The organism is Micromonospora sp. NPDC002717, from assembly GCF_040295705.1.
Classification (GTDB): domain Bacteria; phylum Actinomycetota; class Actinomycetes; order Mycobacteriales; family Micromonosporaceae; genus Micromonospora.
In genome coordinates, this window is sequence record NZ_JBEOVW010000002.1 from 98,437 (window position 1) to 121,568 (window position 23,132).

Consider the following 23,132-nt stretch of genomic DNA (forward strand, 5'->3'; position numbering starts at 1 on the left):
GACATGCCGTACCTGCAACTGGCCCTGGAGCTGGCCCGGGGCACCCGGCTGGCGCTCGCCGGCGACCTGGCCGGAATCGACGCGATCGTGGCCGACGAGTTCGCCGACCTGGCCGGCGCCGGGGACTTCCGGCTCGGCACCGGCTACCTGGCCATCCTCCAGGCGTACGCGGCCCGGCTGCGCGGCCAGAGCGACGCGGCGCTGCGGACCAGCCTCGAGGCGTGCGCGGTGCTCGCGACCAGCCGGGTCTACGCCGGCCTGGCCCAGGCCGAACGGGCCCAGGCGGCGGCCCTGCGCGGCGACGCCGCGCAGGCGGCCGAGGCGATGGCGGAGGCCGACCGCACCCACGCCCCGGGCATGGTCGTGCTGTACCCGTGGCTGGAGCAGGCGCGCGGCGCGGTGCTCGCCGCCAGCGGCGACGTTCCCGGCGCCGCCAAGCACCTCGTCCAGCTCGCCGACCGGCTCCGGACGGACGGTTTCGCCGGTCACGAGGTGCACGTGCTGTACGAGCTGGTCCGGCTGGACCGGGCGACCGCCCCGGTCGGCCCGACCTGTTCCGACGGCAGCCGGCGCACGGCCGCGCAGCGGCTGGCGGAGCTCTCCGAGCGGGTCGACGGGCTGCTGCCGCCGCTGCTGGCCCGGCACGCCCGGGTCGCCGCGGCGGGCTCCGCCGACGACCTGCTGGCGGTGGCCGACGACTTCGAGGCGCTGGACCTGGCCGTCTACGCGGCGGAGGCGACCGCCGCCGCCCTGGACCGGCTGCGCCGGCAGCGGTCCCCCGCGGCGGGGGCGGCCCGGGAACGCCTGGCCGCGCTGCTCGGCCGCTGCGACCTGATCCGCACGCCGGCGTTGCAGGCCGGGGCGCCCGCGCTGAGCGAGCGCGAGTGGCAGGTGGCCCGGCTCGCGGCGGACGGGGTGACCAGCCGGGTCATCGCGGAGCGGCTCTATCTCTCCGCCCGCACGGTGGAGAACCACCTGCAACGGATCTACAGCAAGCTCGGCGTGACCGGCCGGGCCGAGCTGCGGGCCGCGCTGCGGGCGATCCCGGGCCACGAGGGCGGCCTGGCGGAGTGAACTCTAGGCTGGGGCGGTGAGCACCCTTCGCCCCGCGTTGCTGACCGACCACTACGAGCTGACGATGGTCAGTGCCGCCCTGCGGGACGGCACCGCCGACCGCCGCTGCGTCTTCGAGGTGTTCAACCGCCGGCTGCCCGCCGGCCGCCGCTACGGGGTGGTCGCCGGCACCGGCCGGCTGATCGAGATGATCCGCGACTTCCGCTTCGACGCCGACGAGATCGACTTCCTGCGCCGCACCGGGGTGGTCGACGAGCGGGCCGCCGACTGGCTGCGCGACTACCGATTCACCGGCGACGTCGACGGCTACGCCGAGGGCGAGCTGTGCTTTCCCGGCTCGCCGATCCTCACCGTCTCCGGCGGCTTCGCCGAGTGCGTCGTGCTGGAGACGCTGGTCCTCTCGGTGCTGAACTACGACTGCGCGGTGGCGGCGGCCGCCGCGCGGATGGTCACCGCGGCCCGCGGCCGGACGCTGATCGAGATGGGCTCCCGGCGGGCGCACGAGGAGGCGGCCGTGGCCGCGGCGCGGGCCGCGTACCTGGCCGGGTTCCGGTTCACCTCCAACCTCGCCGCCGGGCAGCGGTACGGCATCCCGACCGCCGGCACCGCCGCGCACGCGTTCACCCTGCTGCACGACGGCGAGCGGGCCGCGTTCGCCTCGCAGGTCGCCACGTTCGGCAAGGAGACCACGCTGCTGGTCGACACGTACGACATCAGTGAGGGCATCCGCAACGCGATCGCGGTGGCCGGGCCCGACCTGCGGGCCGTCCGGATCGACTCGGGCGACCTCGCCGTGATCGCCCAGCAGTCCCGCGAGCTGCTCGACTCGCTCGGCGCCACCGAGACCAAGATCATCGTCTCCGGCGACCTCGACGAGTACGCCATCGCCGCGCTCGCCGCCGAGCCCGTCGACATGTACGGCGCGGGCACCGCCGTCGTCACCGGCTCCGGCGCGCCCACCGCCGGGCTCGTCTACAAGCTGGTCGAGGTCGACGGCCGCTCGGTGGTCAAGCGCTCCGAGCGCAAGGGCACCATCGGCGGCCGGAAGGTGGCCGTACGCCGGCACAAGCCGACCGGCACCGCCACCGAGGAGGTCATCGTGCCGCAGGGCGTGCCCGACCGGCAGCCCAACGACCGGCTGCTGCAGCGGCCGTTCCTGGTCGGGGGCGAGCCGGTGGACCGGCCGACCCTGGACGAGTCGCGGGAACACCTGCGGCAGTGCCTCATCTCCATCCCCTGGGAGGGGCTGAAGCTCTCCGGCGGCGACCCCGCCATCCCCGTCACGGTCGTACCGGCCGACTGAAAGGAGCCCTCCGGTGGGCAACGCGCTGATCATCGTCGACGTGCAGAACGACTTCTGCGAGGGCGGCTCGCTGGCCGTGGCCGGCGGGGCCGGCGTGGCGGCCGGCATCACCCGACTGCTCGCGGCCGAGCCGGGCCGCTGGGACCGCGTGGTGGCGACGAAGGACTACCACGTCGACCCGGGCGCGCACTTCGGCGACCCGCCGGACTTCATCGACTCCTGGCCCCGGCACTGCGTGGTGGGCACGCCCGGCTCCGAGTTCCACCCGGAGCTGGCGACCGACCGGATCGAGGCGATCTTCCACAAGGGCGAGCACGCGGCGGCGTACTCGGGCTTCGACGGGCACGCCGACGACGGCGAGTGCCTGGCCGACTGGCTGCGCCGGCACGGGGTGGACACGGTCGAGCTGGTCGGCATCGCGACCGACCACTGCGTCCGGGCCACCGCCCTGGACGCCGCCCGGGAGGGCTTCGCCACCACCGTGCTGCTGGACCTGACCGCCGCCGTCGCCCCGGCGACCACCGACGTGGCGCTGCGGGCGATGGAGGGCGCCGGAGTCACCCTGCGCGGGGAGCCTGTGATCGAGGCCGCATGAGGCGGTAAATCGTTGGCGGGTGTCGCACCCCGGGCCGAGGATGTCCGGCGGAGGTACGCACCGACATGAACCTGAAGCCTTACCGGGAGGCGCTCGCCCTGCCCGGTCTCCGGTCGTTGCTGCTGGTGTCGGTGCTCGCCCGCGTCCCGCTCACCGCGACCGGGGTGACCCTGACGTTCTACGTCGTGCTCGACCTCGGGCGCGGCTACGGGGCGGCCGGGCTCGTCGGCGCGGCCATCACCGTGGGCGCCGCCATCGGCGGCCCGCTGCTCGGCCGGCTGGTCGACCGGCGCGGCCTGCGGCCGGTGCTCGTGCTGACCGGGATCGCCGAGGCGCTCTTCTGGTCCACCGCCCCGATGCTGCCCTACCCGCTGCTGCTGCCGGCCGCGTTCCTGGCCGGCTCGCTGGCCCTGCCGATCTTCTCGGTCGTCCGGCAGTCCATCGCGGCGATGGTGCCGCCGGAGCGGCGCCGCCCCGCGTACGCGCTGGACTCGATGTCGGTGGAGCTGTCGTTCATGGTCGGCCCGGCGCTGGCCGTGGCGGCGGTCACCGCGATCTCCGCCCGGACGACCCTCTACCTGGTCGGTGCCGGGATCGTCGCCTCCGGCATCGCGTTCTGGCTGCTGAACCCGCCCGTCCGGGGCGGCGGTGAGCCGACCGGGCCGCAGCCGAGGGTGCCCCGTCGGGCGTGGCTCACCCCGCGGCTGCTCGCCGTTCTGGCGATCAGCGCCGCCGGCACGCTGGTGCTCGGCGGCACCGACGTGGCCGTGGTCGCCGTACTCCGGGAGAGCGGCGACGTCGGGTGGACGGGCGCCGTACTCGCCGTGTGGGCGGTCGCCTCGCTGGTGGGCGGCTTCGCGTACGGAGCCGTCAGCCGTTCCTTCTCGCCCCTGGCCCTGATGGCCGCGCTCAGCCTCTGCACCATCCCGGTCGGGCTGGGCGGGGCGCACTGGTGGCTGCTCTGCCTGGCGCTGATCCCCGCCGGGGCGCTCTGCGCGCCGACCCTCGCGGCCACCGCCGACGCGGTGAGCCGGCTCGTTCCCGCGTCCGTCCGCGGCGAGGCGATGGGCCTGCACGGCTCGGCGGTCACCGTCGGCATCGCGGTGGGCGCCCCGCTCGCCGGCGCCGTGATCGACGCCTCCGCCCCGGCCTGGGGCTTCGCGGTCACCGGCGCGATCGGCGCGCTGGTGGCGCTGGCCGTGCTCCCGATCGAGCTGCGCCGCCGCCGCGCCACCACCCCGCCCGAACCCGAACCCGAGCCCGAGCTGGCCCCGGTCGCCGCCACCTGACCCCGCCCTCGCCGACGTCCCTCCCACCGGCGATTGTCAGGTCTCGCCGGGTCGGCAATTGCAAGATCGCGCTGCGGTTGGCTGAGGGCTGGGGATCCTGCCCTGCCGTGGGCGGCGTGGGCGGCCCGGGTTCCGGCTACGGCCCGTCGGACGGATGCCCACCGGCGGCCAGCGCCGAGCTCGGTGTCGACGCGCCTGACGTCCATCCGGCCGGTGCCGCCCCGATCTCGCACCAGGCCGGCGCCCCGGCGAGCAGGGCCAGCAGGGCCGGCGCATCTCGTCAGTGGATCGGTGCGGCCTGCCGGCGGCCCGGCCCGCCGGTCCGGTTCCACCACGGGGCGGCGCTGCGGACCGTACCGCTGTCCGGTCGCTGTCCGCGCCCCTGTCGGAGGGCGACCGGACGGCGTCACCCCCGACAACGGCGACGGGCGCCGCCCCTTGTGGGGGCGGCGCCCGTCGTACGTGGTGCGTGAGCGTCAGCGGCGGTCGACGTTGGAGGCGACGTCCTCCTGGTAGCTCGCGCCGCCGTCGGACTCGCTGGTCAGCGGCTTGGCGCCGCCCTCCGGCGGGCCGGCCAGCGTCTGCCCGGCGGCCAGCTCGGGGAACTTGAGGTCGAACGCGGGCCGCTCGGAGCGGATCCGCGGCATCCGGTCGAAGTTCCGCAGCGGAGGCGGCGAGCTGGTCGCCCACTCCAGCGAGTTGCCGTGGCCCCACGGGTCGTCGACCTCGACGACCGGCCCGGCCTTGTACGACTTCCAGCAGTTCCAGATGAACGGCAGCGTCGAGATACCGGTGAGGAACGCGCCGATCGTGGAGATCATGTTCAGCGTGGTGAAGCCGTCGTCGGGCAGGTAGTCGGCGTACCGACGCGGCATGCCCTCGTTGCCCAGCCAGTGCTGCACCAGGAACGTGGTGTGGAAGCCGATCATGGTCAGCCAGAAGTGCACCTTGCCCAGCCGCTCGTCGAGCATCCGGCCGAACATCTTCGGGAACCAGAAGTAGATGCCGGCGAAGACGGCGAACACGATCGTGCCGAAGAGCACGTAGTGGAAGTGCGCCACCACGAAGTACGAGTCGTGCAGGTGGAAGTCGAGCGGCGGGCTGGCGAGCAGCACGCCGGTGAGACCACCGAAGAGGAAGGTCACCAGGAAGCCGATCGACCAGAGCATCGGCGTCTCGAAGCTGACCTGGCCCCGCCACATGGTGCCGATCCAGTTGAAGAACTTCATACCGGTCGGCACGGCGATCAGGTAGCTCAGGAAGCTGAAGAAGGGCAGCAGCACCTGGCCGGTGGCGAACATGTGGTGCGCCCAGACGCTCATCGACAGCGCGGCGATGGCGATGGTCGCGGCGACCAGGCCCTTGTAGCCGAAGATCGGCTTGCGGGAGAAGACCGGGATGATCTCGCTGATGATGCCGAAGAACGGCAGCGCGATGATGTACACCTCGGGGTGGCCGAAGAACCAGAAGAGGTGCTGGTAGAGCATCGGCCCGCCGGTCGCCGGGTCGTAGACGTGGGAGCCCATGATGCGGTCCGCGGCCAGCGCCATGAGCGCGGCGGCCAGCAGCGGGAAGACCAGGATCACCAGGAGGCTGGTGACCAGCATGTTCCAGGTGAAGATCGGCATCCGGAACATGGTCATGCCGGGCGCGCGCAGGGTCAGGATCGTGGTGATCAGGTTGACCGCGCCGAGGATCGAACCCAGGCCGGAGATGACCAGGCCGATCACCCACAGGTTGCCGCCGACGCCCGGGGAGTGCTCGACGCCGCTCAGCGGCGCGTAGGCGGTCCAGCCGAAGTCGGCGGCCCCGCCCGGGGTGATGAAGCCGACCATCGTCATCGAGCCGCCGAAGAGGAACAGCCAGTAGGCGAAGCTGTTCAGCCGGGGGAACGACACGTCCGGCGCGCCGATCTGCAGCGGCACGATGTAGTTCGCGAAGGCGAACACGATCGGCGTCGCGAAGAACAGCAGCATGACCGTGCCATGCATGGTGAAGAGCTGGTTGTACTGCTCGGGCGACAGGAACTGCAGCCCGGGTCGGGCCAGCTCGGCCCGCATGATCAGGGCCATCAGGCCGCCGATCATGAAGAACACGAACGCGGTGACCATGTACATGATCCCGATCTGCTTCGCGTCCGTGGTCCGCAGCAGCCGCGCGATGGCCGACCCCTTGACCGGCGCTCGGACCGGCCAGGGCCGGGTCACGACCGGCTTGGGTGCGACGGTGGTCACGAGTGGCCTCCGGTTCTGGGTTGTCCCGCTCGGCACACGCTGGTTATCTGCGGGCCGTCATCCGCAAGGAGGATAGTCCCCGGCAGGTGGCTGCGCCGCGTGGGGTGGTCGGGTAACCTGCGCCACCCGCTCTGGTGGGCGGCTCGCCGCGACCTACAGCGGGCCGAGCAGCAGCCGGTAGTGCTCGCCGAAGATCCGCCCGCCGCGCCCGCGCAGCAGCGGGTCGCGCAGCGCCGGCGGCACGTCCCGGGTCCGGTTGCGGTCGCGGGTCCGGTCCCGCACCCATCGCGTACGGGGGCGACGACGACTCTCGTACGCGGCCAGCGCGGCCTCGACGTCGCCGGCCGTCCGGAGCGACTCGGCGAGCACGACGGCGTCCTCCAGGGCCATCGCCGCGCCCTGGGACAGCGTCGGGGCGGTGGCGTGCGCGGCGTCGCCGACGAGCAGCACCCGCCCCCGGGACCAGCGCCCCAGCTCCACCTCCTCGGTGACCCCGACGTGCACCCGGTCCAGCGCCTCCAGCACCTCCGGCACCGGCCCGCCGTAGTCGCCGAACAGCTCACGCAGCCGGGCCACCGGGTCGGCCGGCGCGACCGTGCCGGCCTCGTCGGCGTAGCAGTGCAGCCGCCCGGCGCCGAGCGGCACGGCCAGGAAGCCGGCGCGCTGGCCGAGCAGGGCGGTCCACTCCGCGAGCCGGGGGCCGCCGCGCACCAGGCTGCGGTAGACGACCTGGCCGGCGGGCTGGGGCGGGCCGCCGAGCGCGGCGAGGGCACGGACGGTGGAGCGCAGCCCGTCGGCGCCGATCACCAGGTCGTACTCGGTGGCGGTGCCGTCGACGAAGGTGACGCCGACCGACCGCGGCAGCAGGTCGAGGGTGCGCACCTCGGCGCCGTGCCGGACGGCGCCGCCGGCCCCGGTGAGCAGCACCCGGTGCAGTTCCGACCGGGGCAGGGCCCGGCACTCGCCGACGCCGGCCCAGAGCGCGTCCAGGTCCACCTCGCACAGCGGCGCTCCGGCCGCGTCGAGGAACCGTTGGCGGTGGATGACCTGCCCGAGCGGGCGGACCGGCCCGTCGAGGTCCAGCCGGCGCAGCGCCCGGGCGGCGTTGCCGGGCAGGTAGAGCCCGGTCTCGGCGTTCTCGCCCGGGGGCAGTGTCTCGGTGACGTCGGGCCGGAGGCCCACCATCCGCAGCGCCCGGGCCACGGCGAGGCCGGCGATGCCCGCGCCGACGACGAGGATGCGCAGGGGGAAGCCACCCATGGTGGTGTACGCCTCCGGAGGGGTGCGGAACGCGTTGGAGGCAAGACACTACTCGGCGCAATCGGCGCACACCAGAGTCAATCGTTCCACTCCGAAACATTCCTCGGTGGGCCGATCCCGTTGCACGGCGGATCGCCTGCCCACCGCGGGCACGGGCGTGGCAAACCTCACCTATCTCGCCATTAGCCCCCAGGCCACTTCTCCAAGGTCCGGACTGATGACGAACGGGTACGAGATGATCCGCCAGGAGTTACGCCCGTCCCGTGTGCTGGTCGCCTGACGCTCAGGCCTCCAGCTCGGCGCCTTGGGCCAGACGGACCGCCAGGTGCTCCGCATGGCGATGTCCCTCCTCGGTCAGACCGACCCGGGCGTGTCCGCCGAGAAGTCCCACAGCCATGCCGGGGTGTTCCGGCTGGAGCGGCTCCGTCGTCAGCCACCCGTTCCGGACCGCCTCGACGGCGACGTCGCTGACCAGCCGAGCCTGCGCACCGCCGATCGACGGTTCCGCCGCACCCGGCCCCGGGTCCACCGGGCCCCGCTCCGTGGGATCGGCGAAGACCAACCTGCTCAGGTCGTATCCGGGCAACCGGCGGGGCTTGCCCGGCGGCAGCACCGGCGCCAACGCACGGAAGACCGCCTGGACGGACGCGGGCGGATACGGTTCCCGCGCGTCGCCGGCCCGCAGCAGCACGCCGCCCGCCGCCAACGGAACGACCTCCGCGAACGCCCCGGTCGCCGCCAGGGCGTCCGGGCCGCCGAGACGTCCGACCAACTCCCGGGGGCACACCGTCACCCAGTCGTAGCCGCGCAGGAACCGCCGGCTCGCACCCGCGGAGTCCGAGTTGACGCGGTACAGCCCCATGTCAAGCAGCGTGTCCCCGGTGGTGGCCCCGCCGTCCAGAGCCAGTTCGCCGTACGCCGGATCGGTCGAATCCGCCACCCTGCGCAGGAACTCCACCAACTGAGGCGCGACCTCGGCCAGCCGCCCCCGCTGGTCCTCGAACGTGACCGCGGCCTCGAGCATCACGTGGTCCGGGGAGGCGAACCGGAACACGTACAGGTCGAGCGACGAGCGCCGCCGGCTGCTGGACCAACCCCAGGAGATCTGGCAGAAGCTCGCTGTCAGGGCGTCGCCCCAGCAACCGACCCGTCGTGTGGTCGAACCGCCGCCCGGCGGAGCCTCGTCCACCACCCTGCCGTGCTTCCGCGCCCTCACCCCGGGACCCAGCTCCGGTAGGACCAGGTCGACGACTTCGTCGTACCAGCGTCGGAGGACGGGCTGAACCCGCCCGAAGTCGCGGCCGAAGTCGAGGTAGAGGCGGACCACGCCGATCTCGGCAGGGGGCCCGTCGTCGTACGGGTCGGGCGACGTGTCGTCCACGTCGTCGTACACGGTGCGCGCTCCACGGAACGGGGATGGGCGGGGATGCCCGCCCATCTTATCGACGCGTCGCTGTCCGTGGTCGTCCGTAGCGCGGAGCGACTCTGCCCGACCGCAGAGCCGCCCCGCGCGCTGCCAGAGGCCGTTCGCCGGTTCCGGTCAGACCCGGGTGAGTCGGACGGCGTCGGCGATGACCAGACCGCTGGCGGAGCTCCACCGGCTGACGGCGACCCGGTTGGCGTCGCCGGCCGGCAGGGTGAAGGTGCCGAGCGTGCGCCACTGCCCGCCGGTGGCCCGCTGGTCGACGACGACCGTGCGGTTGCCGGTGGTGGTGGCGATGATGTACGGCGCCGCAGCGTTGTAGCCCGCGTTGGCCGGCCACCAGGCGTCGACCCGGTAGTTCGCGGTCGCCGGGACGTTGAACTTGTACCAGGCGGCGTCGCTGGCGGCGACCGGGTCCGCGAAGCGGTAGTCGGCCCCGTAGCGCTGCGTCGAGTACGTCGAGGTGCCCCAGTTGGCGCTGGCGGTGAACCGGCCGGCGGTGGAGTTGTCCACCGTGGAGGTCCAGGCGGTGCCGCCCGCCATCTTCGCGGCGACGTCGGAGCGCATCTTGTTCAGGTCGATGAACGACGGGTCGATCTTGCCGGTGGTGCTCGTCTCCCGGTGCCCGCGCGCGTAGCTGGAGTCCCGGCCCAGCCGCTTGAGCACGGCCGCGGTGGCGGCGATCGACGCGTTGTACTGCGCCGCCGTCATCTGCTGGCTGACCCCGTTGTAGTCGATCTCCCAGCCGATCATCAGGGTGTTGCCGTCCCCGGCCGGGATCGGCCCGCTGCCGCCGCTGACACCCGCGTGGTTGCAGCGGCCGGCGGAGATGACGTGGAAGACGCCGTGGTAGTCGACCAGGGCCTGGCAGAGCGGGCCGGGCAGGTCGGACCGGCCGTTGATGCAGACGTTGAGCGCCGGGTGCGGGTTGGTGGCGCTGGACGTCGCGGCGGTGTGGTGCCAGAGCACGCCGATCGGGTTGAAGTCACCCGGGCGCATCCGGTTGAGCCAGTCGCCCTCGACGACGACCTGGACGCCCGCCCCCCGCAGGACGTCCACCAGCCAGGGAATGGTGGCCATCAGGACTCCCCGAACAGGTCGGCGAGGCACTCGGCCTTCGGCGCGGCGATCGGCGCGGCGCTGGCCGCGGCGGGCTTGGCGGCGACGGCCACCGCGGTGGCCGCCAGGGCCGACATGCCCAGGAGCCTGCGGCGGCGCAGGCGGGCGGGTCGTGGCGCGTTCATGGGGGCTCCTTCAGCGAGGGCGGAGGGGTTCCGACTGACCGATGAACTGGTGACGCGCACGCTATATCGTCACGAGCATCTATGTCGATACCCTTCATCGCCCCTATTCAGGCTGAAGGAATTTGGCAACGCCGAACGCCGTCCGGGCCCCGCCGACCCCTTGGCCAAGGGTCGCCGAGGGGGCTGTCAGGGGTTGCCGAGGGCGTCGATGTCGCGCATCTCCTCGGCGGTGAGCGAGAAGTGGAAGATGTCGGCGTTGGCGCGGATCCGGTCCGGGGTCACCGACTTGGGGATGACCACGATCTCGTGGTCGATGTGCCAGCGGAGCACCACCTGGGCCGGGGAGACGTCGTGCGCGGCGGCGATCCGGGTCAGCACCGGATCGGCGAGGTCACTGGTCTTGAACGGGCTGTAACCCTCCAGCACCACGCCCCGGTCCCGGTGCTCCCGGTGCCGCTGCCGGTCGTACAGCGACGGGCTCCACCGGATCTGGTTGACCGCCGGGTTCTCCTCCGTCGACTGGATCAGCTCGTCGATCGCGGCGGTGCTGTAGTTGCTCACCCCCACCGCCCGCGCGAGCCCCTCGTCCCGGGCGGCGAGCATCTCCCGCCAGACCGGGATGCTGTCGGCCGGGTTCGACGGCGGCCAGTGGACCAGCCACAGGTCGACGCAGTCGGTGCCGAGCGCGGTCAGGCTCGCCTCGAGGGTCTCCCGCTCCCGGCCGACCCGGTCCGGCGGCAGCTTCGTGGTGACGAAGACGTCCTCGCGGCGCAGCCCGCTCTCCTGGACCGCCCGGCCGACCTCCTCCTCGTTGCCGTACATCGTGGCGGTGTCGACATGCCGGTAGCCGGCGTCCAGCGCGGCGAGCACGGCGTCGTACCCGGCCTGGCCGGTGGCCTGCCACGTGCCGAAGCCGAGCAGAGGCATCCGCACCTCGCCCGGGAGCGGAACCGTCGGCTGCTCCTGGTGGTCCATGCCGACGGGTCTACCCGTGCTGACCCCCGACATGCTCCGCCGATCCGGACAACCCGGCGCCCAGCGGGCCGGCGCGGTTTGCCGGAGAATGCGGGGGTGGCTGACCGGCTGGAGGAGTACCGGCGCAAACGGGACGCGGCGCGCACCCCGGAGCCGGTGCCGAAGCGGCCCCCACGGCGGAAGAAGCCGGCCGAGGGGACGGCCCGGTTCGTCATCCAGCAGCACCACGCCCGCAGCCTGCACTGGGACCTGCGGCTGGAGCACGAGGGCGTACTGGCCTCCTGGGCGGTGCCGCGCGGGCTGCCCCGCGACAACAGCCGCAACCACCTCGCCGTGCACACCGAGGACCACCCGATGGAATACCTGGACTTCCACGGCGAGATCCCGGCGGGCGAGTACGGCGGCGGCCGGATGACCATCCACGACCGGGGCACGTACCGCTGCGAGAAGTGGCGCGACGACGAGGTCATCGTCGTGCTGGACGGGGAACGCACCGCCGGGCGGTACGTGCTCTTCGCCACCGGCGGCAAGGGTGGCCGGGACTGGATGGTCCGGCGCACCGACCCGCCGCCGGAGGGCTGGACGAGCATGCCGGAGCTGGTCCGCCCGATGCGTCCCACGCCGGCGGCGAAGCTGCCGAGGGACCAGGCGGAATGGGGCTACGAGCTGCGCTGGGACGGGGTGCGCGCGGTCGCGTACGTCTCCGGGGGACGCCTGCGGCTGCTCTCCGAGGACGACGAGGACATCTCCGGGACGTACCCCTGGCTGCGCGAGATGGCCGAGGAGCTGGCCCCAGCGGAGGCCGTGCTGGACGGCGTCCTGGTCCGCATCGACACCGCCGGGAGGGTACGCCCCGCCCGCGGCGGGCGCCGGACCCCGGACGCGCAGTACCTGATCTTCGACCTGCTCTGGCTGGAGGGCGTGACCAGCACCGACCTGCCGTACGCGCAGCGCCGGGAGCTGCTCGACGGTCTGGCGCTCGCCGGCCCGCACTGGCAAACTCCGCCCTGGTTCCCCGGTGCCGGCCCCGAGGCGCTGCGGACCGGGCGGGAGCAGGGGCTGCCCGGGGTGGTGGCGAAGCGGCTGGACTCGGCCTACGAGCCCGGCCGCCGCAGCCGGCGCTGGCTGAGCATCGACGCGGGCTGAGGAACGGGCGGCCGGAAGCCGGGACACGAGCGGGACCACGATCCGCGACACGAGTCGAGACGGCGAGGAGCAGCGTGTACCTGACCCACCTGGAGTGCCCGCGCTGCGGGCGGGAGCACGACGCCGGCAAGCTGGTCAACCTCTGCGACTGCGGCTCGCCGCTGCTGGCCCGCTACGACCTGGCCGCGGTGGCGAAGGTGCTCACCCCCGAGCGGTTCCCGCTGCGCCCGGCCGACCTCTGGCGCTACCGGGAGCTGCTGCCGGTGGCCGACCCGCGGCACACGACGACGCTGGGCGAGGGTTGGACGCCGCTGCTGCGTACCCCGGCCTACGGCGCGGAGATCGGCATCCCGGACCTGCTGGTCAAGGACGAGGGGCTGACGCCGACCGGCTCGTTCAAGGCCCGCGGCGCGGCGGTGGGCGTCAGCCGGGCCCGGGAGCTGGGCGTGGAGCGGATCGCCCTGCCGACCAACGGCAACGCGGGCGCGGCCTGGGCGACGTACGCCGCGCGGGCCGGGCTGGGCGCGACGATCGTCATGCCGCTGTCCGCGCCGGCCGTCTGCCGGCGGGAGTGCGTGGCCGCCGGGGCCGACCTGCGCCTGGTCGACGGGCTGATCGGCGACGCGGGCCGGCACGTCGCGCGGCTGGTCGCCGACTCCGGCGGCGCGGTCTTCGACGCCGGCACGCTGCGCGAGCCGTACCGGCTCGAGGGCAAGAAGACGATGGGGTACGAGATCGTCGAACAGCTCGGCTGGCAGGTGCCGGACGTGATCGTCTATCCCACCGGGGGCGGGGTCGGCCTGATCGGCATCCACAAGGCGCTGCACGAGCTGCGCGAGCTGGGCTGGATCGAGGACAGGCTGCCCCGCCTGGTCGCGGTGCAGTCGACCGGCTGCGCCCCGATCGTCCGGGCCTTCGCCGCCGGGGAGGAGCGGGCGCGGCCCTGGGCCGACGCGCACACCGTGGCGTTCGGCATCACCGTGCCCGCCCCGCTCGGCGACGAGCTGATCCTCGACGCGCTGCGGGCCAGCGCCGGCACCGCGATCGCGGTCGACGACGCCGAGATCCTGGCCGACCTGCGGGACTTCGCGGCGCGGGAGGGGCTGTTGCTCTGCCCGGAGGGGGCCGCCTGCCTGACCGCCGCCCGGCACCTGCGCGCCGGCGGCTGGATCCGGGCCGGCGAGCGGGTGGTGGTGCTCAACACCGGGTCCGGGCTGAAGTACCCGGAGACCGTGGACGTCGCCGACGTGCCGGTGCTGCCGGTCTGACGGGTCAGGAAGGGCCTTCCTCGACGAACCGCGACCGGAGGCGCCTTCCTCACCGCCGTCAGTCCGTGGCGGGGTCGGTGAGGCGCCAGGCGGCGCTGACCAGGCCGATGTGCGACAGCGCCTGCGGGGTGTTGCCGAGCTGCGCGCCCGTACGCGGGTCGATCTGCTCGCTGAACAGGCCGACGTCGTTGGCGTGCCCGAGCACCCGCTCGAAGAGCGCCTCGGCGCGCCCCCGCTCGCCGGCCATCACCAGGCACTCCACCAGCCAGAACGAGCAGAGCAGGAAGCCGGCCGGGTCGGTGCCCCAGCGCCGGAGCAGACCGTCGCCGGCGTCCAGCTCGCGCTCGACCGCCTCGATGGTGGCGCGCATCCGCGGGTCGGTCGCCGGCAGGAAGTGCACCAACGGCAGCAGCAGCGCGGAGGCGTCCAGCTCGGGCGAGCCGAACGCCCCCGTGTACGCGCCGACCCGGTCGTCCCAGCCCTCGCGCAGCACGGCGGCCCGGATCTCGTCGCGGGTGCGCGCCCAGCGCCGCGGGTCGGCCCGGTCGCCGAGCCGGGGCGCGAGCCGCACCGCCCGGTCGATCGCCACCCAGCACAGCACCTTCGACGACAGGTAGTGCCGGTCGGCGTCCCGGGTCTCCCAGATCCCCCGGTCGGGCAGGTGCCAGGTGGCCGCCACCTGCTCGGTGAGGCCGAGCACCATCTCGCGCAGTTCCTCGTCGAACGTCTCGCCCAGGTAGTCCCGCAACCGCCAGACCGCCGAGATCACCTCGCCCGGAACGTCGAGCTGGCGCTGCCGCCAGGCGTCGTTGCCGACCCGGACCGGCAGGCTGTCGGCGTAGCCGCGCAGGTGGTGGCACTCGTACTCGGAGACGTCCCGCTCCCCCTCCAGCCCGAAGAGCACCGGCACGGGAGCGGGGCCGACCCGGCCGATCGACCGGGCCGCCCAGGCGAAGAGGCGGGACGCCTCCGACGGGCACGCGGCCACCCAGAGGGCACGCATGGTCATCGCGAAGTCGCGCAGCCACGAGTAGCGGTAGTCGTAGTTGCGGTCGCCGCCGATCCGTTCCGGCAGCGACGTGGTCAGGGCCGCGGCGACCGCGCCGCTGCGGGCGTACGTGAGGCCGGTGAGCACGGTCGCGCTGTGCCGGACCTGGCCCGGGTAGCGGCCGTCGTAGTGGTGCGCCTCCCGGTACGCCTGCCACGCCCGCACCGTCTCGGCGAGCGCGGTCACCGGGTCCAGCCGGACCGGCGCCGCCCCATACGCCCGCCCGTACGCCACGTCGAAGCCGACCACCTGCCCGGCGGCGACCTCGAAGTCCTGCCGGACGCGGTCCCGCTCGACGGTCAGCGGGAGCCCGCCGGCGCGCAGGCTCAGCACCACCGGGCCGGCCGCGGCGAGCACCCCGCCGTCGGGCCGCTCGTGCAGGTAGGGGGTGAGCAGGCCGTACTCCGGGCGGGGGCGGAAGTCCAGCGACATCCGCACCCGCCCGGTCAGCCCCTCGACCACCCGCAGCAGCACCGCCGGCGAGTTCATCCCCAGCTCGTGGCCCCGGGCGCCGAGTTCGGCGGCGAGCGCGTCGGTGACCGCCACGCTGCCCTCCGGGGTGTGGTGCACGGTGCGCAGCACCAGCGTGTCGGCGAGGTACGCCCGCTCCGCCCGGTGCCCCGGCAGCCCGGCCGCGACGGGCGCCAGCCGCCAGTGGCCGGCCGCCGGGTCGAGCAGCCGGCCGAAGACCGACGGGGCGTCGAACCGGTCCGGGCACCACCAGTCGATCGAGCCGTCCCGGCCGACCAGTGCGCCCGAGCGGCAGTCGGAGAGGAATCCGTAGTCGGAGATCGCCGGCTGGTCCACCCGCTGCGGGTACCCCGTTCGGCCCGCCTCAGACGGCACCGCCCGGTGGACGGGGTCAGGAGGTGGGCGGCTCGTCCTCGCCGGCCTCCTCCGCCGCGTCGGCCTCCTCCTTCGTCCGGTGCACCGCCTGGTCGGCGTGCTCCGGCGGACCGTAGACGGTGTAGAGCACCAGCGGGTTCGGGCCGGTGTTGACGAAGTTGTGCTTCGTGCCGGCCGGCACCACCACCAGGTCGCCCTGGACGACCTCGCGCTTCTCCCCCGCCACCCGGGCCTCGCCGGTGCCGCTGACGAAGGTGAGAATCTGGTCGATGTCCTCGTGGACCTCCTCGCCGATCTCACCACCCGGCGGGATCGTCATGATCACCAGCTGGGTGTGCTCACCGGTCCACAGCACCCGCCGGAAATCCGGGCTCTTCTCGGCGACGGTCGCGATCGTGTAATGCTCCATGCCGAGGCACATACCCGCTCGGGAGCGACGCCACGCCGAGACGTGCAGATGATGGAATTCCCCACTGATCCCAGGTTTGGCGCCCCCGTGGGCGGGGATCGAGACAGGGACGGGCGCACGGCGCCGGTCGAGCCAGGTCCCCGCTGACGTACCGCCGTACGGCTGCGGTGGTGGGAGACGGCCAGAGCGCGGCGACGTTCCGATCCCGAGGGGTCTGAGCGGCGCCGCGCGCTCGTGTCCCGCGCCAGGGCGGAACGCCCGTCGTCACGCGCTCCTCGACGGCCGTGGCGCGCTCAGTCGTCGTCCGCGGCCGCCACGGGCTCCCGGCCGACGCAGCGCACCTTCAGCTCGAACTCGCCGGCCGGGCCGGCGAACGCGACCTCCACGTCGTCGTCCGGCCCCCGGTCGACGTCGGAGACGCGGTAACCCTGCGCCGGGGCCCAGGAGACCAAACGCACCCCGTCCGGCCCGCACTCGGCCACGGCCGTGCCGCCCGCCGTGACGAAGGCCCGGCGCTCGCCGTGCGGAGCGGAGCCGGTCGGTGCCGGCGACGACGGCCCCGCGCCGGTGGCGGTCGACTCGGGCGAGGCCAGGGCGCGCTCGACCTCCTCCTGGCTCAGCACGACGCCGCCCGGGGTGCCGGCGATGCTCTCCCCCACCCACCGGATCGCGGCCACCCCGATCAGGGTGGCGACGGCGGCGGTGGCCAGCCAACCGGCGACAGCGAGGAACGAACGGCGGCGCATCCACCGAGTGTCCCCGATCCCGGGTTGGGCCGAGCCCTGGCCGAGGCTAAGGGACGGTTAAGGACCCGGGCCGGCGCGTCCGGCGGCGGCTACCCTGCCCCCTGTGGCCCGCCTGCTGCTCATCGAGGACGACCTGACGATCCGTACGCCGCTGCTGCGGGCGCTGCGCGAACGGGGGCACGCGGTGGCCGCCGCCTCGACGGCGATGGACGGCCTGCGCGACGCGCTGGACGACCGGCCCGACCTCGTCGTGCTGGACCTGGGCCTGCCCGACCTGGACGGCCGGGAGCTGCTGCGGATGCTGCGCGCCGTCAGCGTCGTGCCGGTGATCGTGGCCACTGCCCGCGACGACGAGACCGAGATCGTCCGGGTGCTCGACGCCGGGGCCGACGACTACGTGGTGAAGCCGTTCACGGCGGCGCAGCTCGACGCGCGGATCCGGGCGGTGCTCCGGCGCGGGGCGGGGCCCGTCCCCGAGGACCCGGCGCTGGTGGTCGGCGGGCTGCGGGTGGACCCGAGGTCGCGGCAGGTCACCCTGGACGGCGAGCCCGTCGAGCTGACGCCGCGCGAGTTCGACCTGCTGCACCACCTCGCCGGCCGGCCGGGCCAGGTGGTCACCAAGCGGGAGCTGCTCGCCGAGGTGTGGCAGATCCCGTACGGCGGCGCCGACAAGACCGTGGACGTGCACCTGTCCTGGCTGCGCCGCAAGCTCGGGGAGAGCGCCCAGGCGCCCCGCTACCTGCACACGGTCCGGGGTGTCGGGGTGCGGCTCGAAGCGCCCGGGAGCGCCGGATGAGGGCGCGGCTGGCCCTGCTGGTCGCCGCGGTCAGCGTGCTCACCCTCGTCGCCTTCCTGGTGCCGCTGGCGCTGCTGGTGCGGACCGTCGCCGAGGACCGGGCCACGGTGCGGGCCACGGCCGACGCGCAGAGCCTCGTCACCGTCGTCGGCACCGCCGACACCGCGACGATCCGGTTGACGGTGGAGCAACTGGCCGCGGAGTCCGACCGGCCGGTCAGCGTCTTCCTGCCCGACGGCACCGTGCTCGGCACCCCGGCCCCGCGGACGCCCGCGGTGGCGCTGGCGGCGCGGGGGCAGAGCCTCACCGCGGAGTCGGGGCGGGGGCGCGAGGTGGTGATCGCGGTGCAGGGCCGCCCCGACGGCACCGGGGTGATCCGCACGGTGGTCCCGCCCGAGGAGCTGACCGCCGGGGTGACCCGCTCCTGGCTGGTCCTGGCCCTGCTCGGCGTGTTGCTGGTGCTGATCGGGCTGGCCGTCGCCGACCGGCTGGCCCGCACCCTGGTCCGGCCGATCGGTGAGCTCTCCGCGGTGTCGCACCGGCTGGCGAACGCCGAACTGGACGCGCGCGTCACGCCCGCCGGGCCGCCGGAGCTGCGTGAGGTGGCCGGCGCCCTCAACCACCTCGCCGGGCGGATCCAGGTGCTGCTGGCGCAGGAGCGAGAGGAGGTCGCCGACCTGTCCCACCGCCTGCGCACCCCGCTGACCGCGCTGCGGCTCGAGGCCGAGTCGCTGCGCGACCCGGAGGACGCCGCCCGGGTGACCGCGGCGGTGGACGGGCTGGAGCGGGCGGTCACCGGCCTGATCCGGCAGGCCCGCTGGCGGGCGCCGACAGCCGGGGCGGCCAGCGCGGACGCGGCCACGGTGGTGGCCGAACGGGTCGCGTTCTGGTCCGTGCTGGCCGAGGACACGGGGCGCGCGGTCACGCTGGACCTGGCGCCGGGACCGCTGCCGGTGGGCGTGCCCGCCGACGAGTTGGCGGCGGCCGTGGACGCCCTGCTCGGCAACGTCTTCGCGCACACCCCGGACGGCACGGCGTTCGCCGTCCGGCTGACGGCCGGCGCGGGCCGGGCCGTGCTGACCGTGGCGGACGAGGGGCCGGGCATCGCGCCCGACACCGTCGACCGGGGCGCCAGCACCGCCGGTTCCACGGGACTCGGCCTGGACATCGCCCGGCGCGCCGCCGAGGCCGCCGGCGGCCGCCTCACCCTGCACACCGCGCCCTCCGGCGGCGCCGAGGTACGCCTCGAACTCGGCCCGCCGACGCCCTGACCGGGCAGCTCGCGCCGCGCCGGGCGGGCGGTCGCGGTCCCGGCGGCCGGACGCGGCGACCGGACGCGGCGACCGGACGCGGCGACCGGACGCGGCGACCTTAACCCGGGCTTAGCGTTCGGGCAGCGTGCCGCTATCCGGCCCGGCGCGATCCTCGTGGTCAGGAACCGAGGAAAGGCGAACGAGATGAAGCGCAACCCCCTGATCCTGGCGTCGGTCGGCGGCATGGCCGTGCTCGCCGTAGCCGGCGCGACCCTCGGCGTCACGGCCGCCGACAGCGGTCCCGCCCGGGCGACCACGCTGACCGCCGCCACGACCGCCCCGACCACTGCCGCGACCCCGGACGACAGCGCCCCGGCGACCGGCGGCACCTCGGCGGCCCCCGGCACGCCGTCGGGCAGCGGAGCCCCGGCGACCGGCGGGGACGCCGTCAGCGAGCAGCGGGCCCGCGAGATCGCGCTCGCCCGGGCGGGCGGCGGCCAGGTCGTCGAGATCGAGGCCGAGCAGGAGCACGGTCGGCCCGTGTGGAGCGTGGAGATCGTCGCCGGGCAGACCGAGCACGAGATCGACGTCGACCGGGAGAACGGCACCGTGGTCAAGGCCGAGCAGGAGCCCGTCGACGACGATGACGACGACCGCGACGACGACGATGACGACCGCGACGACGACTCCGACGACGACTGACCCCGGTGCCGCCGCCTCCCACGTCAGGGGGGCGGCGGCGTCGTCGGCCGGCCGGGTAGCGTCCGGACCTGCCGCCAACGGCGGACGTCGGGCGTCCCGCCTACGGCGTCAGGCGTGCCGCGTACGGCGTGAGACGTCGGGCGTCCGGTGGCGGGCGTCGGCGGACGGCGTTCCGGGGCGTACCAGGGCGGGCCGATCGACCCTGTGACCGACACCGATGTCTGGCTACATTGGGGTATGGTGCCCGCCCACGGAGGCCGGGCGGCGGAACCGGTCTACCGCCCCATCCTCGCCAGCCGGCGGGGCGAGCTGGAGGCGCTCGGTCATCTCGACGACGTCGTCACTCCCCTGCTCGCCCCGGTTCTCCAGGTGTCCATCCTGGACTCGTACACACTGGACTTTCTCGGTCGGCTGCCCACCGGGCTGCTGCCGGCCGTCGACGTCACCGGTCTGCCCGACGCTCCGGAGACCGAGCTGGCCCGCTGGGGCGTACCGCTGGTGCCGGTGATCGGATTCGCGGACAGCGACCGGCGCCTGGTGGCGCACGGCGCGGCGGCGCGGGGCCACGCCCACCGGGCGGTGGTCCGGCTGCGGGTCGGCCAGGACCGGGCCGGCCCGGACGCGACCACGGCGGCGGTGGAGCGCGTCTGGCGCCTCACGCGCCTCGTCCCCGAGCAGTGCGACCTGCTCCTCGACGCCGGGGACGTGTGCTGCGCGGCCGACGTGCGGCTCGCCGAGCCGCGGCTGCGCCGGCTGCTGGAGTGGGCCCGCCGGCACGCCTGGCGGTCGGTGAGCGTGGCGGCCGGCGGGATGCCGCCCGCGGTGTCCCGCCTCCCCACCGACGAGCCGGTACGCCTCGACCGCTGGGACTGGCGGCTCTGGCAGCGGCTGGCGGACCTCGGCGTCGGGTACGGCGACTACGGCGTCGGCTCGGCGGTGCCCGGCGCCGACCAGCCGGGCGACCGGCTGCCCACCGTGCGCTACACCACCGACGACGCCTGGTGGGTGTACCGCTGGTCGCGGCGGGGTGGGCGGGGCGACGACAGGTTCGCGGACCTGTGCCGCGCCTTGGTCTCGGCGCCGCACTGGCCGGCCGCCGGGGCCGACTTCTCCTGGGGCGACCACGAGATCGTCCGGCGCGCCCGACGGGGCGCCGGTGCGGGCTCGGCCAGCAACTGGGCGGCGTGGAGCACGTCGCACCACCTGGCGCACGTGCTGGCGACGCTGGCCCGCCCCGGGCGGGAGGCCCGCCCGGGGCCGTGGCGCTCCGGTCAGCCGGCCGCCGAGCGGGGGCGGCCCGCCCGGCCGCACCGGGGCGGGGAGACCCGCCGGGCCGGCTGACCCGCTACCTCAGCGCCGTCGACCCGCACGGGGCACGTCACTACTTCTCGGTGAACCCGAACTGCACGATGCCCTCGTCGTCGACGGTGGCATCGACGGAGGCGTCGCCGAGCAGCTCGGCGGCGTCGGAGTCCAGGAAGATCCGGGCGCCCTGGTTGTCGACCACGTGGTCGCCCTTGACCGGTTCGGCGACCAGCTCGACGGTGAGCGAGCCCGCCTGGGTGTCGGCGGCGATCCGCACCCCGCCGTCCTCGGCGACGTCCTGCTGGTTGGCGAGGTCTCGGATCACCATCACGGCGTTGTCGGTCATGGTGAGCATGGCGGAACTCCTCGTGGATTCTCGGATACGCGGTGCGGACCGGGATTCGGCCCGCGCACGAGCGCACGTGGGAGGCGATGGAAGGGCGACACGCACATCGCCGTCGCAGGTCAGGGGCAGGTCAGGGCCCCTCCACGGCCTACGTTGCCCCCTGTCGGGGCATCCGTCAAATAGAGCGTGATCAGTGCCCGGCGCCGGCCGGGGCGAGCAGTGCCCGGATCTCGCGTACCGCCGCGCGGCCGGCCCGGTTGGCGCCGACGGTGCTCGCCGACGGTCCGTACCCGATCAGGTGGATCCGCTCGTCGGCGACCACCCGGGAGCCGTCCATCGTGATACCGCCGCCCGGCGCGCGCAGTCGCAGCGGCGCGAGGTGGTCCAGCGCGGCCCGGAAGCCGGTGCACCAGAGGATCACGTCCGCGGGCACGAACCTGCCGTCGTCCCAGGCCACGCCGTCGGGCGTGATCCGGTCGAAGACGGGTAACCGGTCCAGCACGCCGCGCTCGCGCAGCCGGCGCAGCTCGGGCGTGAGCGGCAGCCCGGTCACCCCGACCACGCTGGCCGGCGGGCGGCCGGCGCGGACCGCCGCGTCGACCAGGGCCACCGCCGCCCGCCCCCGTTCGGGGGTGAACTCCTCGTCGCGGAAGTCGGGCGGGCGCCGGGTCACCCAGGTGGTGCCGGCCGCGACGGCGGAGACCTCGGCGAGCAGTTGGACGGCGGACGTCCCGCCGCCGACCACCACGACCCGCCGGCCGGCGAACTCCGCCGGACCCCGGTAGTCGGCCGTGTGCAGCTGGCGGCCCCGGAATTCCGACCGGCCCGGGTAGTGCGGCCAGAACGGCCGGGTCCAGGTGCCGGTGGCGTTGACCAGGGCCCGGGTGGACCAGGCAGCCCCGTCGGTCAGCACGTCCAGCCGGCCGTCGGGCCGGTCGCGCACCTCGCGGACCCGCACCGGACGCCGTACCGGCAGGGCGAACTCGCGCTCGTACGCGGCGAAGTAGGCGCTCACCACCTCGGCCGCCGGCCGGTCGGGATCCGCCGCCGGGAACGGCAGGCCGGGCAGGTCGTGGAAGCCGTGCACCCGGTCGAGCCGCAGCGTCGGCCAGCGGTGTCGCCACGCCCCGCCGGGCCCGTCGTCCCCGTCGAGGATCACGAAGCCGTCACCGGGGGCGAAACCGGCGCGGCGCAGGTGGTAGCCGGCGGAGAGGCCGGCCTGGCCGGCCCCGATCACCAGCACGTCGACGGAGCGCTCGTCCATGCCGGGTACAACAACGCACGCCCGGTCCTACTGCCCGCCGGGTGGCGTCTCGCCGCTCACACGGCGCACCGCGCCGCCGGCGTCGTGGCGTTCCGGCCCGGGTAGGAACCGGGCCGCCTCGCCCGGAGTCTGATCGGCGTACGGGCCGGGCTCGGGCGGGAGGCGGAATGGGTGGACGGCGGGGATGGCGGGCGCTGCTGCCGGCGGCGGCGCTGGGCGTGCTGCTGAGCGGCTGCACGGGCGTCGGGGTGGCCGAGGCGCCGACCGAGGGCAGGGCGTCGTACGAGGCGTGGGGGCTCAACGAGGCGTCGAGCGACCTGAGCGGCGGGGACCGGACGGTGGTGCTCAACGGCGACCTGGAGCGCGACAGCAAGGCGTTCTTCAGCGTCGACGGGCGGTGGCGGGCCGACGGGTTCGTGCTGGACGACTCCTCGGCCGAGAAGGTGCGCGCCCTGGCCGGTCGGCTCCCCGACCGGACCGGCGACTCCGAGTGCCGGCGGCTGGTGCTGGTGGCGGAGGGGCTGGTCGACCGGGCGGTCGCCGTCCTCACCCCGGAGGCGTCCGGCGGGCCGGTCACCGCCGCGCCACTCGACGGCTGAACGGAAG

Annotated in this window: 22 protein-coding genes; 11 read left to right on the forward strand and 11 right to left on the reverse strand. The window is 74.6% G+C overall.

All coding sequences use genetic code 11. From position 1 onward, the window contains the following. Positions 1-3 precede the first annotated feature (3 nt). The 4 genes from ABT006_RS04485 to ABT006_RS04500 all read left to right on the forward strand — a co-directional run bounded on the left by ABT006_RS04485 (position 4) and on the right by ABT006_RS04500 (position 4,261). Positions 4-1,074 carry a helix-turn-helix transcriptional regulator gene (locus ABT006_RS04485; RefSeq protein WP_350702878.1) on the forward strand — a complete coding sequence of 357 codons (1,071 nt, stop codon included), beginning with the start codon at positions 4-6 and terminating at the stop codon, positions 1,072-1,074. 16 nt (positions 1,075-1,090) lie between these two features. After that, on the forward strand, positions 1,091-2,377 hold the full coding sequence (locus ABT006_RS04490; protein ID WP_350702880.1) for a nicotinate phosphoribosyltransferase: 1,287 nt from the start codon (positions 1,091-1,093) through the stop codon (positions 2,375-2,377). Positions 2,378-2,390: 13 nt separating this feature from the next. Continuing rightward, positions 2,391-2,972, forward strand: a complete 582-nt coding sequence (locus ABT006_RS04495; RefSeq protein WP_350702882.1) for an isochorismatase family protein — start codon at positions 2,391-2,393, stop codon at positions 2,970-2,972. A 65-nt stretch (positions 2,973-3,037) separates the two neighbouring features. Continuing rightward, positions 3,038-4,261, forward strand: a complete 1,224-nt coding sequence (locus ABT006_RS04500) for an MFS transporter (protein ID WP_350702884.1) — start codon at positions 3,038-3,040, stop codon at positions 4,259-4,261. A gap of 476 nt (positions 4,262-4,737) precedes the next feature. Here the strand turns inward: ABT006_RS04500 and ctaD are convergent, their stop codons facing one another. The 6 genes from ctaD to ABT006_RS04530 all read right to left on the reverse strand — a co-directional run bounded on the left by ctaD (position 4,738) and on the right by ABT006_RS04530 (position 11,397). Next, positions 4,738-6,495, reverse strand: coding sequence for an aa3-type cytochrome oxidase subunit I (gene ctaD, locus ABT006_RS04505; RefSeq protein WP_350702886.1), 1,758 nt, complete (start codon positions 6,493-6,495; stop codon positions 4,738-4,740). Positions 6,496-6,648: 153 nt separating this feature from the next. Beyond that, positions 6,649-7,755, reverse strand: coding sequence for an FAD-dependent monooxygenase (locus ABT006_RS04510; RefSeq protein ID WP_350702888.1), 1,107 nt, complete (start codon positions 7,753-7,755; stop codon positions 6,649-6,651). A 283-nt stretch (positions 7,756-8,038) separates the two neighbouring features. Further along, on the reverse strand, positions 8,039-9,148 hold the full coding sequence (locus ABT006_RS04515) for a hypothetical protein (protein WP_350702890.1): 1,110 nt from the start codon (positions 9,146-9,148) through the stop codon (positions 8,039-8,041). Between the two features lie 147 nt (positions 9,149-9,295). Next, complete coding sequence (locus ABT006_RS04520) at positions 9,296-10,258, reverse strand: golvesin C-terminal-like domain-containing protein (RefSeq protein WP_350702892.1); 963 nt, start codon at positions 10,256-10,258, stop codon at positions 9,296-9,298. Then, positions 10,258-10,422, reverse strand: a complete 165-nt coding sequence (locus ABT006_RS04525; RefSeq protein WP_350702894.1) for a hypothetical protein — start codon at positions 10,420-10,422, stop codon at positions 10,258-10,260. The genes ABT006_RS04520 and ABT006_RS04525 overlap by 1 nt, the downstream gene beginning before the upstream one ends. A gap of 186 nt (positions 10,423-10,608) precedes the next feature. Then, the gene (locus ABT006_RS04530) at positions 10,609-11,397 is read right to left on the reverse strand and encodes an aldo/keto reductase (RefSeq protein WP_350702896.1); all 789 of its coding nucleotides are present in this window, start codon (positions 11,395-11,397) and stop codon (positions 10,609-10,611) included. A gap of 96 nt (positions 11,398-11,493) precedes the next feature. Between ABT006_RS04530 and ABT006_RS04535 the strand changes: the two genes are divergently transcribed. Together ABT006_RS04535 and ABT006_RS04540 are read left to right on the forward strand one after the other, a co-directional pair. Continuing rightward, positions 11,494-12,543, forward strand: coding sequence for a DNA polymerase ligase N-terminal domain-containing protein (locus tag ABT006_RS04535; RefSeq protein WP_350702898.1), 1,050 nt, complete (start codon positions 11,494-11,496; stop codon positions 12,541-12,543). 74 nt (positions 12,544-12,617) lie between these two features. Continuing rightward, a complete protein-coding gene (locus tag ABT006_RS04540; protein ID WP_350702900.1) occupies positions 12,618-13,811 on the forward strand; it encodes a threonine synthase in 1,194 nt (397 codons plus the stop codon). 58 nt (positions 13,812-13,869) lie between these two features. On the opposite strand, the gene ABT006_RS04545 is transcribed toward ABT006_RS04540, so the two are convergent. From ABT006_RS04545 to ABT006_RS04555, 3 genes are all read right to left on the reverse strand, one after another. Continuing rightward, positions 13,870-15,666: a glycoside hydrolase family 15 protein gene (locus ABT006_RS04545; RefSeq protein WP_350702902.1), complete on the reverse strand. Its 1,797-nt coding sequence runs from the start codon at positions 15,664-15,666 to the stop codon at positions 13,870-13,872. 55 nt (positions 15,667-15,721) lie between these two features. Continuing rightward, the gene (locus tag ABT006_RS04550; RefSeq protein WP_350702904.1) at positions 15,722-16,126 is read right to left on the reverse strand and encodes a cupin domain-containing protein; all 405 of its coding nucleotides are present in this window, start codon (positions 16,124-16,126) and stop codon (positions 15,722-15,724) included. 281 nt (positions 16,127-16,407) lie between these two features. Then, a complete protein-coding gene (locus ABT006_RS04555) occupies positions 16,408-16,860 on the reverse strand; it encodes a septum formation initiator (RefSeq protein ID WP_350702906.1) in 453 nt (150 codons plus the stop codon). Between the two features lie 103 nt (positions 16,861-16,963). Between ABT006_RS04555 and ABT006_RS04560 the strand changes: the two genes are divergently transcribed. From ABT006_RS04560 to ABT006_RS04575, 4 genes are all read left to right on the forward strand, one after another. Further along, complete coding sequence (locus ABT006_RS04560; protein WP_350702908.1) at positions 16,964-17,656, forward strand: response regulator transcription factor; 693 nt, start codon at positions 16,964-16,966, stop codon at positions 17,654-17,656. Beyond that, positions 17,653-18,927 (forward strand): sensor histidine kinase, encoded by a 1,275-nt coding sequence (locus ABT006_RS04565; protein WP_350702910.1) that lies wholly within the window; start codon positions 17,653-17,655, stop codon positions 18,925-18,927. Before ABT006_RS04560 ends, ABT006_RS04565 begins: the two co-directional genes overlap by 4 nt. Before the next feature lie 186 nt (positions 18,928-19,113). Continuing rightward, a complete protein-coding gene (locus tag ABT006_RS04570) occupies positions 19,114-19,611 on the forward strand; it encodes a PepSY domain-containing protein (protein WP_350702912.1) in 498 nt (165 codons plus the stop codon). Between the two features lie 237 nt (positions 19,612-19,848). Further along, positions 19,849-20,952, forward strand: coding sequence for a beta family protein (locus tag ABT006_RS04575; RefSeq protein ID WP_350703549.1), 1,104 nt, complete (start codon positions 19,849-19,851; stop codon positions 20,950-20,952). A 40-nt stretch (positions 20,953-20,992) separates the two neighbouring features. On the opposite strand, the gene ABT006_RS04580 is transcribed toward ABT006_RS04575, so the two are convergent. Together ABT006_RS04580 and ABT006_RS04585 are read right to left on the reverse strand one after the other, a co-directional pair. Then, complete coding sequence (locus ABT006_RS04580; protein WP_350702914.1) at positions 20,993-21,271, reverse strand: adhesin; 279 nt, start codon at positions 21,269-21,271, stop codon at positions 20,993-20,995. Between the two features lie 181 nt (positions 21,272-21,452). Continuing rightward, entirely contained in the window at positions 21,453-22,526 is a 1,074-nt protein-coding gene (locus ABT006_RS04585) for an NAD(P)-binding domain-containing protein (RefSeq protein ID WP_350702916.1), read from the reverse strand. A gap of 167 nt (positions 22,527-22,693) precedes the next feature. Here ABT006_RS04585 and ABT006_RS04590 point away from each other — a divergent pair, with 167 nt between their 5' ends. After that, positions 22,694-23,125, forward strand: coding sequence for a hypothetical protein (locus tag ABT006_RS04590; protein WP_350702918.1), 432 nt, complete (start codon positions 22,694-22,696; stop codon positions 23,123-23,125). Positions 23,126-23,132: the final 7 nt, after the last annotated feature.